The 14,568-nt window shown below is 64.8% G+C and carries 17 protein-coding genes; 7 read left to right on the plus strand and 10 right to left on the minus strand.

Translation table 11 applies throughout. The features are described 5' to 3' along the window. The first annotated feature begins 63 nt into the window (after positions 1-63). Entirely contained in the window at positions 64-597 is a 534-nt protein-coding gene (locus NK214_RS13485) for a DUF2059 domain-containing protein (protein ID WP_107801310.1), read from the plus strand. Between the two features lie 64 nt (positions 598-661). On the opposite strand, the gene NK214_RS13490 is transcribed toward NK214_RS13485, so the two are convergent. The 5 genes from NK214_RS13490 to NK214_RS13510 all read right to left on the minus strand — a co-directional run bounded on the left by NK214_RS13490 (position 662) and on the right by NK214_RS13510 (position 6,083). Continuing rightward, a complete protein-coding gene (locus tag NK214_RS13490) occupies positions 662-1,465 on the minus strand; it encodes a mechanosensitive ion channel family protein (RefSeq protein WP_107801311.1) in 804 nt (267 codons plus the stop codon). Between the two features lie 157 nt (positions 1,466-1,622). Beyond that, on the minus strand, positions 1,623-2,351 hold the full coding sequence (locus tag NK214_RS13495) for an NAD-dependent protein deacylase (RefSeq protein ID WP_107801312.1): 729 nt from the start codon (positions 2,349-2,351) through the stop codon (positions 1,623-1,625). A 98-nt stretch (positions 2,352-2,449) separates the two neighbouring features. Beyond that, on the minus strand, positions 2,450-2,788 hold the full coding sequence (locus NK214_RS13500; protein WP_107801313.1) for a nucleotide pyrophosphohydrolase: 339 nt from the start codon (positions 2,786-2,788) through the stop codon (positions 2,450-2,452). Positions 2,789-2,967: 179 nt separating this feature from the next. Then, the gene (locus NK214_RS13505; protein ID WP_253314745.1) at positions 2,968-4,572 is read right to left on the minus strand and encodes an NAD(P)/FAD-dependent oxidoreductase; all 1,605 of its coding nucleotides are present in this window, start codon (positions 4,570-4,572) and stop codon (positions 2,968-2,970) included. Continuing rightward, positions 4,572-6,083 carry a polyamine aminopropyltransferase gene (locus NK214_RS13510; protein ID WP_235085604.1) on the minus strand — a complete coding sequence of 504 codons (1,512 nt, stop codon included), beginning with the start codon at positions 6,081-6,083 and terminating at the stop codon, positions 4,572-4,574. The genes NK214_RS13505 and NK214_RS13510 overlap by 1 nt, the downstream gene beginning before the upstream one ends. 92 nt (positions 6,084-6,175) lie before the next feature. On the opposite strand from NK214_RS13510, the gene NK214_RS13515 reads away from it, so the two are divergent. From NK214_RS13515 to speD, 5 genes are read left to right on the plus strand one after another with little or no spacing between them, the layout of a single operon-like run. Then, positions 6,176-6,577 (plus strand): DUF350 domain-containing protein, encoded by a 402-nt coding sequence (locus NK214_RS13515; protein WP_235085601.1) that lies wholly within the window; start codon positions 6,176-6,178, stop codon positions 6,575-6,577. Between the two features lie 40 nt (positions 6,578-6,617). Beyond that, positions 6,618-7,649: an SPFH domain-containing protein gene (locus NK214_RS13520; RefSeq protein ID WP_253314750.1), complete on the plus strand. Its 1,032-nt coding sequence runs from the start codon at positions 6,618-6,620 to the stop codon at positions 7,647-7,649. A gap of 8 nt (positions 7,650-7,657) precedes the next feature. After that, complete coding sequence (locus NK214_RS13525) at positions 7,658-9,124, plus strand: DUF4178 domain-containing protein (protein ID WP_253314746.1); 1,467 nt, start codon at positions 7,658-7,660, stop codon at positions 9,122-9,124. A 6-nt stretch (positions 9,125-9,130) separates the two neighbouring features. Next, complete coding sequence (locus tag NK214_RS13530) at positions 9,131-9,292, plus strand: hypothetical protein (protein ID WP_235085593.1); 162 nt, start codon at positions 9,131-9,133, stop codon at positions 9,290-9,292. Then, positions 9,289-9,690 carry an adenosylmethionine decarboxylase gene (speD, locus tag NK214_RS13535; RefSeq protein ID WP_235085591.1) on the plus strand — a complete coding sequence of 134 codons (402 nt, stop codon included), beginning with the start codon at positions 9,289-9,291 and terminating at the stop codon, positions 9,688-9,690. The genes NK214_RS13530 and speD overlap by 4 nt, the downstream gene beginning before the upstream one ends. Positions 9,691-9,842: 152 nt before the next feature. On the opposite strand, the gene NK214_RS13540 is transcribed toward speD, so the two are convergent. Further along, complete coding sequence (locus tag NK214_RS13540; protein WP_371926249.1) at positions 9,843-11,750, minus strand: bifunctional 2',3'-cyclic-nucleotide 2'-phosphodiesterase/3'-nucleotidase; 1,908 nt, start codon at positions 11,748-11,750, stop codon at positions 9,843-9,845. A 34-nt stretch (positions 11,751-11,784) separates the two neighbouring features. Further along, on the minus strand, positions 11,785-12,108 hold the full coding sequence (locus NK214_RS13545) for a helix-turn-helix domain-containing protein (protein WP_107801315.1): 324 nt from the start codon (positions 12,106-12,108) through the stop codon (positions 11,785-11,787). 103 nt (positions 12,109-12,211) lie between these two features. On the opposite strand from NK214_RS13545, the gene NK214_RS13550 reads away from it, so the two are divergent. Beyond that, positions 12,212-12,751: an NAD(P)H-dependent oxidoreductase gene (locus tag NK214_RS13550; protein WP_253314748.1), complete on the plus strand. Its 540-nt coding sequence runs from the start codon at positions 12,212-12,214 to the stop codon at positions 12,749-12,751. 83 nt (positions 12,752-12,834) lie between these two features. On the opposite strand, the gene gstA is transcribed toward NK214_RS13550, so the two are convergent. From gstA to NK214_RS13565, 3 genes are all read right to left on the minus strand, one after another. Then, a complete protein-coding gene (gene gstA, locus NK214_RS13555; RefSeq protein WP_107801317.1) occupies positions 12,835-13,446 on the minus strand; it encodes a glutathione transferase GstA in 612 nt (203 codons plus the stop codon). A 121-nt stretch (positions 13,447-13,567) separates the two neighbouring features. Beyond that, positions 13,568-14,137, minus strand: coding sequence for a DUF4337 domain-containing protein (locus tag NK214_RS13560; RefSeq protein WP_253314749.1), 570 nt, complete (start codon positions 14,135-14,137; stop codon positions 13,568-13,570). A gap of 82 nt (positions 14,138-14,219) precedes the next feature. Further along, on the minus strand, positions 14,220-14,504 hold the full coding sequence (locus NK214_RS13565; RefSeq protein ID WP_107801319.1) for a VF530 family DNA-binding protein: 285 nt from the start codon (positions 14,502-14,504) through the stop codon (positions 14,220-14,222). Positions 14,505-14,568: the final 64 nt, after the last annotated feature.

Below are 14,568 nucleotides of genomic sequence, written 5' to 3' on the forward strand. Positions count from 1 at the left end.
CTCAATTGACGCCAACCTTCTAAGCCATCAGCATGGTCGTTTATTCCAACAAGAGAAACGACCATGCGCCTTAAGCCCCTTCTCGCCGCCGGCCTGTGCGCCGCGCTGTTCCACGCCGGCCCGGCGTTCGCCGCCGAAGACAGCGTCGCCGCCGCCAAAGCCCTGCTGCGGGCGATGCGTTACGACGAGATCATCGCGCAAACGATGCAACAGATGGAAGCCTCCATGCAGCAGCAAATGGAGCAGCAGCTGTGGCAAAACCTGCCAAACTGCGCGGAGACGCCGGACTGCAAAAGCAAGGTCGGCGCTTTTCTGCAGCAGGTGATGAAAACCCAGCAAGCCTATTTCCACTCCCCCGAAACCCGCAAATTGATGAACGAAGTGCAGGTCCAGGCGCTGAGCAAGAATTTCAGCGTCGCCGAGATCCGCGAGATGAGCGCTTTCTATCAGACCCCCACCGGCAGCAAGATGCTGCGGCTGATGCCCAAGATCACGGCGGAAATCGGTCCGGTGCTGATGAAGGACATCGGCCAGCGCTTGATGCCCGAGCTCAAGCAGCAGATGGACGAGTTCGCGCGGCGGAACGACGTCCGCTAAACCGGCCAACACGCAGCAAAACGGGGCCAGCGGCCCCGTTATTGTTGTCCAGCGCCCGCGGCGCTCAGCTCTGACGCACCACCATCGCCTGCTCCGGCGCCGGGAAGCCGCCGGCGGCCAGGGTCTCGCGAATCACGCGGTTGCTGTCGAAATACACCTGCCAGTAATCCTGCGGCTTGCAATAAGGCCGCACCGCCAACACCGGTCCCAAGGGCGTGAACTCCAGCAGGCCGATGTCCGGCGCCGGGCTGGCCAGCACATTGGGCACCTTGGCCACCGTCTCCCGCAGCAAGCTCATCGCCGCGGCGTGATCGGCGCTGGCGGCCAACTGGGCTTTCAAATCCACCCGCCGCTGTTCGTTGACGCTGAAGTTCTGGATGGTGTCGGAGAAGATCTTGTTATTGCCGATCAGGGTCAGCACCCCGTCCGGCGTGTCCACCGCAGTGGCGAACAAGCCGATGTGCTTGACCGTGCCGATCACGCCGGCCACGCCCACCAGATCGCCCACTTTGAACGGCCGCAACACCACCAGGAAGATGCCGGCGGCGAAATTGGCCAGCAGTCCGCTCCAGGCCATGCCCACCGCCACGCCGGCAGCGGCGATCACCGCGGCGAAGGTGGTGGTCTGCACCCCGAAGAAACCGAGGATGCCGATCACCAGCACAATGGTCAGCGTCACGTCCAGGAAGGACTTCACGTACTGGCGGATGGTGTGGTCCAGCGACTTGCTGGCCAGCTTGGCGTCCAGCAGCCGGGTGGCGAAATTGATCAGCCAGCGGCCCACCAGCCACAGCAAGATGGCCGACAAGATATTGAGGCCGATCTTCACCGCCAGATCGGTCCAGTGAGTCCAGTTAATGGCATCCATTTGTAAATTCTCCTTTTGAACGGTTTTGCAACATGTTTAAAGATAGGAGTTTGCCACAGAAATACCAAATGAATTTTAAATGCGAAACCGCCTCGTCGTTTTTTAGCGCCGGTTCAAAGTCCCGCGAGCCGACGCGCGGCGGGCCCTGCTCCGCCTCTCAAGCGTCGGACAAGGCGCGGCAGGTCTCCCCGATGCCGCCCAGAATGCGCAGGTCGAAAGCGTGGTCCATGCGCGTGGGCGTGTAATTGATCAAGGCGGTGGCCACGCCGGCCTGCGCCGCCTCCAGCGGGATCAGATTGACCGGCGACACCTCCAACGACGAGCCCATCACCAGCAGCAGGTCCGCCTGCAAGGCGGCGTCGAAGGCCAGCTCGATCAAGGGCACCGCCTCCCCGTACAGCACCACGTCGGGCTTGAGCACGTCGTGACACAGCCGGCAGACCGGCAACGGGTGATGCAGCACGTAGTCCAGCGCGTGAGTGGTGTCGCAGCTGGGGCAGCTGGCGGTCAGCAAGCTGCCGTGCAATTCCAGCACCTGGCCGCTGCCGGCGCGCGCGTGCAGGCCGTCTATGTTCTGAGTCAGCACCGTCACCCGCTTGCCCTGCTGCTCCAATTCCGCCAGAAACTGGTGGCCGGCGTTGGGCCGGTAATCGCCAATCAACTTGATGCGGAAGATCTCGCGAAACGCCTGCCAGAACGCTTCTGGATCGCGACGAAAATAATCGATGGACACCACTTCGGCCAGGCTCATGCTGCGCGACCACAGGCCGTTGGCGGAGCGGAAGTCCGGGATGCCGGATTCGGTGCTCATGCCGGCGCCGGTCAGCGCCACAATGGTTTCCGCCTGCTCCAGCATCTGGCGCAGGCGGTGGATTTGCTCGGACATCTATGCATTCCAGCTATTGATTGAATCCACTATAGAAGCTGGCCGCGTCATGCACTCGCGTACCGTGGCCTCAGCTTAGCCGTTTTCATGCCATACGCTCAGCCGGCCGTTGGCACAGGGTATTTGACGGCGTTCTTGGCCATTTTGTCGCGTACCGCCGCGTCCAGGTCCACTCCCGTCACCATCGCCAGCCGCGTCAGGTAGAGCAGCACATCGGCGATTTCCTCCTGCAGATGGGTGAAGCGCGCCGGATCGTCGCGCAGCGCGGCGGCTTCCTCGTCGCTCAGCCATTGGAAGATTTCCGCCAGTTCGCCCACCTCGCCCACCAGCGCCAGCATCAGGCCGCGCGGCGTGTGGTAGCGGTTCCAATCGCGTTCATCGGCAAAACGCTGCAATGCGGCGGTGAGTTTTTCAGTAGCAATCAGGGCTTCGGTCATCGTTCAATCCGGGTTTCACGTGGAACATCAGGCGCTTGCCGCCCCAGAGCCTGTTCAAAAGCTCGCGAGCGAGACAGGGCGTTGCGGCTGATAAAGCGGAATGTACACGTGGTACATGAGCATTTCGAAGACCGCTTCAACGCCGTATCGCCGACGCGCGGCAGACTATGAACAGGTTCTCATGCGCCAAGCACCTTCAAGGCCGCCTGCTCCCCCCACCACGCGGCCTCCTCGAACAGCGACAGACCGCTGAGATCGGAATGGGCGAACAAGAGCGGGCCGTCGGCCTCGCGCAAGGCGCGCAAGCCGGGGTTGGACAGAAAGCCCGGCGCCGGACTGGCCATCGCGTGGCCGCGCGCGGTCAGTTCCACCTGCAACAGCGACTGGCGGAAACGCCAGCCGTAGACGGTCCGCAAATCGGCGGCGGCGGTGGCGAACAGGTCCTCGGCGCTGGCGGCCTCCAGCATTTTACGCGCATCCGCCGGCGCCGGGTCGGCGAAGGCGTGGTAAGTGGTGAACACGCTCTGCTCCGGCTTGGCCGCGCGGATCAATTGATGGGTGGACACCACATAGCCCAGGCCGCGGCTGCCGTACACCACATTATCCCAGGCCAGCGGCGCGGCGGCCGGCTCCGCCGGGAAACGGTCGATCAGGAAGTTGCCTATCAGCCACGGCGCGCGCGGCGGCAGGTGGCGGCGCTCGAAGCCCAGTTCCGGCAACTGCTCGCTCAGATGCAGACTGACATGCAGCGGCGTCGCCAGGATCACCCGTTCGGCCAGCAGGCGCCGGCTCGCGCCGGCCGCGTCCAGATAGTCCACCGCCATGCCGGCGTCGGCCGGCGCCGCCCGCCAGGCCACGCCCGGCCATTGCCGCTCGGCGCCGATGCGGGCGCGCAGATGGCGGATCAGCGGATTCAGCCCGTCCGGCCAGGTCAGCACCGCGCCCTCCTCGGCATTGGCCGCCAGGCCGCCGCGGCTGCAGAAATAATGCAGGCCGGCCCAGGCCGAAGTGGCGGCCAGCGCGCTGCCGTAATCGTCGCGACAGCAGTAGTCCAGATACCACAGCAGGCCGGGCGCGGTGTAGCCGTTGGCGCGCAGCCAGTCGGCGAAGCTCAACCGATCCAGCGCGGTCCAGGCCGGGTCTTGCGAGGACAGCGCCAGCGGCACGCAGAACACTCGGCGGCCGTCGCGGCCGCGCTGTTCGCGCCAGGCGGCGGTCTGGGCGAGAAAACGCCGCTGCTGCGCCAACTCGTCCGCGCCCATGCCCAGCCGGGGCAGCAAGCCTTCCTGCCACTGGCCGTTTACCCACAGCCGCTCGTCCGGCGCGTGCACGGTCGCGCGCTCGTCGAAACGCGGCCGCGCGCCGTAGGGATCGGCCTCGATCACCCCCATCTCGGCCAACAGTTCGCGCACATGGCGCGACTCCATCGACGGCAGCGGCAGATAGTGGGCGCCGGTGGGATAGCGATAGCCGCCGAAAGCGCCGGCCGCGGCGTTGCCGTCCGGCTCCGGCCCGTCCAGCACCACCACGTCGTCGAAGCCCTCCTTGCGCAGCCGCCAGGCGGCGAACAGGCCGGCCACGCCGCTGCCGACGATGGCGACGCGGCAGCGGCGCGTTTCGCGCGGCGGCGGCGGTCTCATGCCGCCGCGCAGCCGGTGGCCGGCGGCCATGCCCGGCCGGTTCAAGCGCAAGGGCAGGCCCAGCCACATCACCCGTTCGCAGCCGGACAACAGGGGCAGGCCGGCCAGCGCCGCCGCCAGTTGCAAGACCTCGCGGCGGCGCATCAGCGCAGCACCTGCGACCAGTCCTGCTCGAAGTAGTGCACCAATTGCTGATTGTTCAGCTCATTGGGCAGCACCTTCCAACGCGGCATGTCGGGCGGGAAAAAGAACATCTGTCGCGTGGCCTCCTTGTCCAGGAAACGCAGCGGCACCGTATAGCGTTCCGGCGGCGTGTAGCCCGGCTTCTTGGAGGCGATGATGAAGCCCCATTCGCCGAAGGACGGCACATAGGCGTGGTAGGGCGTGGTGTGCAGGCCGGCGGCGCGCAAGGTGGCGTCCACGCTCCAGAACGAGCGCGGCGCGTGCATGGGCGAGGTGGACTGCACCACCGCCAGGCCGTTTTCCGCCAGGTGGCGCGCCAGCAGCCGGTACAGCGGCACCGAATACAATTTGCCCAAGGCGAAATTGGACGGGTCCGGGAAATCGACGATGACGGCGTCGAAACTGCCATGGTCCTGCTCCAGCCAGCGCGCGGCGTCGTCGTTGACCACGGTGACGCGCGGATCGGTCAAAGAGCCCTGGTTCAAGGCGCGCAGCGGCTCGGAGCGGCTGAACAGCCGGGTCATCGCCGGGTCCAGATCCACCAGGGTGATGCGCTGGATATTGCGGTATTTGAGCATCTCGCGCACCGCCAGACCGTCGCCGCCGCCCAACACCAGCACATTGCGCGCCCACGGCAGCTTGGCCAGCACCGGATGCACCAGCGCCTCGTGGTAGCGGTGTTCGTCGCGGCTGGAGAATTGCAGATTGCCGTTGATGTAGAGCCGCAGATCGCTCTTCCACTTGGTGATTACCAAACGCTGGTAGGGCGTGGTCTCGGCGTGGATGATCTCGTCTCCGTACACCGCCTTCTCGCTCCAGCGCGTCAGGTGATCGGAGGCCAGAAAACCGCCGATCAACAGCAGCAAGACCACGCCGCTGCGCGCCATCTGCAAGCCGGGCCGGCGCAATTCATGGCGGAAGGCGCGGCAAGCCCACAAGGCCACGCCGGCGTTGAGCAGGCCGAACAGCAGCGCGCTGCGCGCCAGGCCCAGCCGGGGCGCCAGCACCAAGGGAAACAGCAAGGACACCGCCAGCGCGCCCAGGTAGTCGAAAGTCAGCACCTGGCTGACCAGCTCGGAAAAGCTCGCCTGGCGCTGGTTCATCGCCCGCATCACCAGCGGGATTTCCATGCCCACCAACACCCCGATCACGAAGACCAGGCCGTAGAGCACCAGGCGGAACGGCTCGCCGGCCCAGGCGAAGACCAGGAACAACACGGCGGCGGACACGCCGCCGATCAGGCCGACCAGCAGCTCGATTTCGATGAAGGCGTCCAGCACCCGCTCGTCCTTCACGTACTTGGACAAATGGGAGCCCACCCCCATGGCGAACAAGTAGCAGCCTATGATGGAAGAGAACTGCAGCACCGAGTCGCCCAGCAAGTAACTGGCCAGCGCGCCGGTGATCAGCTCGTAAGCCAGCCCGCAGGAGGCCACGATAAACACCGATACTATCAGCAAGCGATTTCGCATTGGATTGTCATTGTGGGTAAAATAGCCGCCATTATGCCCCAGCCCGCGGCCCGCCGCCGCGCGCGCTCCGCATCGACAAAGGACGCCTGACCATGATTGCCGCCTTCCTGCCCGCCCTGATCGCCTATCTGACCTATATGGGCAGCGGCCTCGCGCTGTTGGCGCTGTTCGCGGTGATTTATTGCTGGGTCACCCCGATAGACGAGCTGAAGCTGATCCGCGACAACGGCCACGCCGCCGCGGTGTCCTTCGCCGGCGCGCTGCTGGGCTTTTCGCTGACGCTGGCCTCCAGCGCCTGGCACCTGAACAACTGGAACAGCTTCATGCTGTGGGCGCTGTTGGCCATGCTGGTGCAGATCGTCGTCCACATGGTGGTAGCGCGCTGCCTGAAGGACCTGAGCCGCGCGCTGATAGACAATAATCTGGCGATGGGCATCCTGGCCGGATCCATCCACCTGGCAGTGGGCCTGATCAACGCCGGCAGCCTGTCCTGAACCCGGCCGCGCCTTTTCAATTGGAGCAGACACTATGAGCCTGATGTCTTTCATCAAGAAGCAGTTCATCGACATCCTGGAGTGGCAGGAACAGGAAGACGGCGTGCTGGCCTGGCGTTATCCGATGCAGGACAACGAGATCCAGTACGGCGGCAGCCTGACGGTGCGGGAATCGCAGGCGGCGGTGTTCATCAACGAAGGCAAGATCGCCGACGTGTTCGAACCCGGCATGTACAAGCTGACCACCCAGACCCTGCCGGTGCTGACCTATCTGAAGAACTGGGACAAGCTGTTCGAATCCCCCTTCAAATCCGATGTGCACTTCTTCAGCACCCGGCTGCAACTGGGCCGCAAATGGGGCACCGCCCAGCCGGTGACGATACGCGACCAGGACTTCGGCATGGTGCGGTTGCGCGCCTTCGGCGTCTATTCCTACCGCGTGGCCGATCCGCGCCTGTTCTTCACCGAGGTCAGCGGCACCCGCGACAGCTACAGCCGCGACGATCTGGAGCTGCAGCTGCGCAACCAGGTGGTGGCCACCATGAGCAGCGTGCTGGGCGGCAGCGGCGTGCCCTTCCTCGACATGGCCGGCAACCAGGGCCTGATGGCGGACAAGATCCGCGAAGCGCTGATCCCGGTCTTCCAGCGCCTGGGCCTGGAGCTGGACAGCTTCGCGGTGGAAAACATCTCGCTGCCGGAAGAGCTGCAAAAAGCCATAGACAAGCGCATCGCCATGGGCATGGCCGGCGATCTCAACCAATACACCCGCTACCAGGCGGCGGAAAGCATTCCGCTGGCGGCGCAGAACGAGGGCGGCATCGCCGGCCTGGGCGCCGGCTTGGCGGCCGGCGTCGGCGTCGGCCAGTTGATGGGCCAGGCCATGCAGCAGGCCGTGCAGCCGGAGGCTGCGCCCGCCGCGCAAGCCGCGCCGGCAACGACAGCCGCCGCGCCTGCGGCGGACAATCCGCAAGCCAAGCTGGCCCAGCTCAAGGGCCTGCTGGATCAGGGCCTGATCACCCAGGCGGATTACGACGCGGCCAAGGCCGACGTGCTGAAGAAACTGGTGGGTTAAGCTAGCGCATGTACCGTATTGCCTGCCCCTCCTGCGGCGCCGATGTCGAGTTCAAGTCCGAAGCCTCCGCCATGGCGGTGTGCGCCTATTGCCAGAGCACCCTGCTGCGCAGCGCGGACAGCGTCCGCGACATCGGCAAGATGGCGGCGCTGCTCAATGATTACTCGCCGCTGCAAATCACCAGCTGCGGCCTGTACATGGACCGCGGCTTCAGCATCGTCGGCCGCATCCAGCTGCGCTACGACGCCGGCCTGTGGAACGAGTGGTATGTGCTGTTCGACGACGGCGGCGACGGCTGGCTGTCGGAAAGCGTCGGCCAGTACACGCTGACGCTGGCCGCCGGCGCGGCGCCGCAAGCGGCGGGCTTCGAACACCAGCGGCCCGGCGCGGTCTTCCGCCACGGCAAGGCCGATTTCGTGATCTCCGACGTTCGCAGCGCCGAATGCACCGCCGGCGAGGGCGAGCTGCCCTTCCAGGTGGGCGCCGGCTGGCAGGCCAAGGTGGTGGACGCGCGCCGCCAGGCGCAATTCCTGACGCTGGATTACTCCGACAACCCGCAAAAGCCTCAGCTTTTCCTCGGCAACGCCGTCACCCTGCAGCAGCTGCGCATGGAGCGCTTGCGCGATGCGCGGATGATAGAAGAAGCCACCGGCAAGCTGAAAGGCAGCGTCGCCTCGCTGGAATGCCCGTCCTGCGCCGCGCCGCTGAGCTACCGCGCCGGCGCCGCCACCCAACTGGTTTGCGGCCACTGCCACACCCAGGTGGACGCCAGCGGCGACCAGGCGCTGGCGCTGAGCAAGGCGCAACAGCGGCTGGACGCGCCGCTGACGCTGGAGCTGGGCAAGACCGCCACCATAGACAAGCTGCCGTGGACGCTGACCGGCGCGCTGGTGTGGGCCGAGGAAGAGGACGCCGACAGCCGCTGGTGCGAATACCTGCTCTACAACGTGGACAAGGGCTTCCGCTGGCTGGTGGAAAGCGGCGACGGCTGGTTTATCGGCGAGTTGATGGACGTGTGGGTGGACAGCTTGCGCGCCGATTACGCGATGCTGGGCAACAAGGCCTATCAGCGCGCCTATCCCGACTACGCCGCCCGCATCGTCTACGCCGCCGGCGCCTTCCCCTGGCGCGCCCAGTTGGGCGATCAAGCGCTGCTCAGCGAATACCAGATCTCCGGCGGCCAGAAGCGCTTGTCGCGCGAACTCTCCGCGCAGGAACTGAGCTGGAGCTGCAGCCGCCTGGCCACCTCGGTGGAGGTCGGCCGCTGGTTTGGCAGCGCCACGCCGATCGAACCGGGTTTTTCCGCCGCCGAGGACGACGGCGAGGATTTGAAGGCCATCGCCTTCAAATTCGGCCTGGTGCTGTTATTGATCAACCTGCCGCTGGCCTTTCTGGGTCAGGATATCGGCGATGGGCTGCTGATTTGCTTCTTCGCCTGCTGCGTGCTGGCGATACCGCTCAAGCAGAAGGAATGAAGGCCGATGTCGCCAGGACTCTATAAAGCGTTTTGCCTGCTGGTGATCGTGATCACCACCATGCTCAACTTTTCCAATATGGACAGCGGCGGCTCCAGCTCCCGCAGCTGGAGCAGCGGTAGCGGCGGCGGCTCCTCCGGCTGGGGCAGCGGCGGCGGCCATAAATGAAGACGGCGATCGGCCGGCATCTGCTGGCGGATTTTCACGGCTGTCCGCCGCAGCGCCTCTGCGACCCGGCCCAGGTGGAACAGGCGCTGCGCCAGGCGGCGCAGGCCGCCGGCGCCACCGTGCTGGCCGGCCATGTCCACCACTTCGGCGAAGCCCAGGGCGTCACCGGCATCCTACTGCTGATGGAGTCCCACCTCAGCATCCACACCTGGCCGGAACACGGCTACGCCGCGCTGGACCTGTTCATGTGCGGCCAGGCCCGCATCGACGCCGCGCTGGCGCGGCTGCGCGAGGCGCTGCAACCGGCCGAGGTCCACAGCCAGCTGCATCGACGCGGCGAACTGGCCGCATCGCCCATTCCCGATATCGCTAACAGCAATACGCGAGAACAGGCTTAGCGCTTGTTCAAAGTCTCGCGAGCCAGAGCGAGACAAGGCAAAAACGAGCGAAAAAACAGAATGTACGAGTGGCACATGAGCATTTTGAGCTTGTTTTTAACCCTGTACCGCCTCAGCGAAGCAGGTCGTGAACAGGTTCTTAAACCTTTCTCTTATTCCACCAGCTCCAGGCTCACCGAACCGTCGCCATGCTCCGCCGCCAGGCGGAACTGCGGCTGGCGCGCCAGATAGCGCAACGCGCCGGCGCCAGTGTCGAAGCGCATGGCGACGCCGGCCACCGGCAGGATGCGCCAGGCCGGCTTGGCCGCCGGGTCCACCACCTTGCGCTCGGCCAGATAGGCGGCCACCGCCGCGCGGTTTTCGTCCGGCGAATCCACCACCACGCGGCTGGAGTCTATGCCGGGGAAGTGGCCGCCGCCGGAGGCGCGGTAGTTGTTGGTGGCCACCAGGAAACCGGCGTTCTCGTCTATCGGCTTGCCCTGATAGCTCAGCTTGACGATGCGATGGCTGTCCGATGCAACCAGCTTGCCGTCGGCGTCGTAGCGCGCCGGCCGGCTGACGTCGATCTCATAGCTGACGCCGGCGATGCTGTCGAAGTTGTAAGAGCGGAATTCCGGGTTCAGCAGCGGCTGGGTCTTGGGGCCCTTGGGATCGATGCGCAGGAACTGCCCGGCTGACATCTCCAGCCACTCGCGCACTTCGCGGCCGCTGACCTTCACCGCCTTCAGCGTATTGGGATAGATGTAGAGATCGGCCAGATTGCGGATCGCCAGCGGACCGGCCGGGATGTCGGTGTAGTAATTCCAGCCCTGGCGGCCGCCGGCCTTGAACGGCGCGGCGGCGGACAATACCGGCAAGCCTTCGTACTCGGTGCCCTTGATCGCGTTCTTCACATACCAGGCCTGGGCCTCGGCCACGATCTGCACCGAGGGGTCGTCCGCCGCCTGGGCGAAGTAGCTGTAAATCGGCGCGCGGGTTTCCGCCACCTTGCCGCGCACATAGTCCAGCGTCCGGCGGTGTTCGGCGGCGATCAGCTCGGCCACCTTGGGCTCGGCGGCCGCCAGCGATCGCTTGGCCTGCTTGTCGTAGACGGCGCGCAGGCCGGCCTGTTTGCCGCTGACTTTCCAGCCGCCGTCGCCCCACTCCAGCACCAGGTCCACCACGCCGATATGATCGCCCCAGCGTCCCGGCATCACCGCCGGCACGCCGTTGATGGTGCCGGCGGCCAGGTCCACCTTGGGATAGCCGGCGAAGGCGGAAGACGGGAATTCCGCGTGGGCGTGGCCAAACAAGATGGCGTCGATGCCGGCCACCTCGGCCAGGCCGGCCACCGAGTTCTCGGCGAAGCGCGCGCTCTCGCCTTTTTCGAAACCGGAATGCGGCACCGCAATCACGATGTCGGCGCCCTTCTGCTTGAGTTCGGGCAGATAAAGGCGCGCGGTGTCGACGATGTCCCTCACCTCCACCTTGCCCTGCAGATTGGCCTTGTCCCACTGCATGATCTGCGGCGGCACAAAGCCGATCACGCCGATGTTCAGCGTCTGCGGCTGGCCGTCCTCGTCCTTGAACTCCCGCTTGAGCAACACATAGGGCTGGAAATACGGCCGGCCGGTCTTGGCGTCCACCACATTGGCGTTGACATAGGGAAAGGCCGCCGTCTTCAGCGCCTGACCCAGAAAGGGCAAGCCGTAATTGAACTCGTGGTTGCCGATATTGCCGGCGTCGTAACCCAGCCAGTTGAGCACTTTGTAGGCGGGATGAACCTCGCCGGCGCGCAGCGGCTGAACCTTGGCCACCAGATCGCCCAGCGGATTGCCTTGCAACAGATCGCCGTTGTCTATCAGCAGGCTGTTGCGCACCTCTTGCCGCGCCGCGCGGATCAGCGTCGCCGCGCGCGCCAGGCCGAAGTCCTGCGTCGGCTTGTCCTGGTAGTAATCGTAATCCAGCAGGTTCATGTGCACGTCGGAGGTTTCCAGCACCCGCAGCTTCAGCGGGGCGGCCCAAGCGTTCACGGCCGTCGCGGCCAACAGGGAGGTGAGGAGGAGAGGCGCAAGTTTCACGGGACAGCCTTTTTCTGGTTTTATCGCGCCCGCATTATACGCCCGCCGTCGGCCGCTCCAGATAGAAAGCGCCCCAGGCGCACATCGCGTCTATCACCGGCCGCAGCGTGTCGCCCAGCTCGGTCAGCCGGTAATCCACCCGCGGCGGCACTTCAGCGTAAACCGTGCGCGCGATCAGGCCGTCGCGCTCCAGTTCGCGCAGTTGCTCGGTCAACACTTTCTGCGACACCCCGCCCAGCAAGCGGCGCAGTTCGCCGGTGCGCCGGCTGTCCTCAGACAAATGGCAGAGGATCGCGCATTTCCATTTGCCGCCCACCAGCCGCACGGTGGCGTCGATGGGGAAATTCAGTTCGCTCATGCGGGCACAGTTACCTCTTGGTGCTTATGAAACAAAAAAGTGCATACTTATCAACAACTTGATCCGTTGTTAGCATGCCCTCTCCCATTTTACAGGAAGCGCCATGAAAACCCTGATCATCGTTGCCCACCCCGACCTGGAACAATCCCGAATCAACCGCCGCTGGATGGCCGCGTTATGCCGGCACCCGGAGCGCTACACCGTGCACTCGTTATATCAGGCTTATCCGGACGGCAATATCGACGTGGCGCGCGAACAGGCGCTGCTGAACCGCCACCAACGCATCGTGCTGCAATTCCCGCTGTACTGGTTCAGTTCGCCGCCGCTGTTGAAAACCTGGCAGGACCAGGTGCTGGACGAGGGCTTCGCCATCGGCGCATGGCCGGAAGACTGGCGCATGCGGGACAAGCGCATCAGCGTGGCGGTGTCCACCGGCATACGCGAGCGGGACTTCGCGCCCGACGGCCGCTATCTGTACCGGATGGAGGAAGTGCTGCGGCCGTTCGAACTGACCTGCCGCTACCTCCGCGCCGAATGGCTGCCCGGCTTCACGCTGCACGGCGCCGAGCACGATCTGAGCGACGCCGAGATCGAGGCCAGCGCGGACGCGTATCTGCGGCACCTGCAGGCCGAGGCGGTATAAATCCACTCGCCATGAAAAATGCCCGGCCGGAGCCGGGCATGATCTTGTCTGGAACAGCGAACTTATTCCCGTTCCAGTTGGAATTATTCCAGCAAGCCTTCCGCCTTCAAGGCCTGCTGCACGAAGGGCAGCGCCGCCACGCGTTTCTGGAAATCGATCAGCGCCGGGAAATCGCCCAGCGAGCGCTGGACGAACTGCGCCCAGTTCAGGCAGGTGAACAGATAGGCGTCGGCCACGCTGAAACGTTCGCCCAGCAAATAGGGCGTTTTCGCCAGCTGCTGCTCCGCCAGCCCCAGGCGGCGGGTCAGCTTGTCCCAGGCCTGCTGCTTGAGTTCGTCGCTATTGGGATAGAACAGCGGCGAGAAGCCCTTGTGCACCTCGGTGGAGATATAGTTCAGCCACTCTTGCAGCCGGTAGCGCTCCAGCGTGCCGTTGGCCGGCGCCAACTGCTTGGCCGGCACCTGATCCGCCAGGTATTGCACGATGGCCACGCCCTCGGCCAGCAGTTCGCCGTTGTCCAACTGCAAGGCCGGCACATAGCCGCGCGGATTGATGGTGGAGAAGTCCACCCCGCCCTCGGTCAGATGCGGCTGAACCTTGAGATTGACCTTCTCGGTATCGAACGGCAGGCCGCTGGCGAACAACACGATATGCGGGGACAGCGAGCAGGCGCCGGGGGAAAAATACAGTTTCATCGCTTTTCTCCAGTTCAGAATGTCTCGGGACAAAACGCAGGATTGCGGAAAACCCGGACAGCCTGATCCAAATCGATGACAGTTGCAACCCTGCCGCCGATAGGGCCGCAGCCTCGGCGGCTCAGCCCAGCAAGGAAACGATCCAGCCCGGATGGATGTTCCAGCCGGCGAAACCCGCCAGCCAGAAAAACACGCCCAGCGCGCCAAAAGCCCAGGCGCACAAGAGCGGGATGAAATTGGCGGCCAGCGCCGCCACCGCGGCGCAGGCCACGGCGATGGACAGGCCGGCGTCGCTGACGTCGAACAGCTCATGACGAGCGTTCAACTCCTCGAAGCCCCGCTCCTTGGCCTTGGCTTTCTGCTGCAAAGCCTGAGCCTCCGCCGCGTAGCGGGCGATATCGCCTTGAATCGCCGCTTGCTCCGGCCGCAAGGCCGCCGCCGCCGCCGGATTGGCCAGCGCCAGCAAACGCGCCTGGCGCAGGCTGCTTTCCGCCAGATGCTGTTTGATCTTCTTGGATTGGTATTCGGACCAGCCGTCCACGGCGTCCGCCTTCAAGAGCTGGCGCGCCTGCACGATATTGTCGTCCTTCAGCTTGCCCAGTCCCATGAACACCGACAGCAGCACCACGGTCAGCGCCACTAGGCTGTTCAAGTACTTCTTCTCCGCTTCCACGCTGATTTCCAGTTCCATCTCACGCTCCCGGCTGACGATAGGGGGTTCCCATCGCCATAACGCAATACAGCGTCAAACCGTGGACAGGGACAATGGATCGTCAGGACGATTTTTTGGAAAACAGCCGCGGACGGGAGTCCGTTCCGGAACCGGCGGCCGCCTGCGGCCGGGTCTTCAGCGCCACGAACAAGTCTTCCACCTGCTGGCGCGCCCACGGGGTGCGGCGCAAGAAGGCCAGGCTGGATTTGACGCTGGGATCGTGATTGAAGCAGCGGATCTGGATGCGCCGGCCCAGCTCCGGCCAGCCGTAGTGGCCGACCAGCTGGTTCAGCATCTGTTCCAGCGTGACGCCGTGGGTGGGGTTCTTGGCTTGCGATGCGTTCATGATCGTGTTTTCTGGCTTGGGCGGGCGCAAGGTACACTGGAGCATTTGCTGCCCACCGAGGAGC

Source organism: Chromobacterium sp. S0633, assembly GCF_024158805.1.
GTDB lineage: Bacteria > Pseudomonadota > Gammaproteobacteria > Burkholderiales > Chromobacteriaceae > Chromobacterium.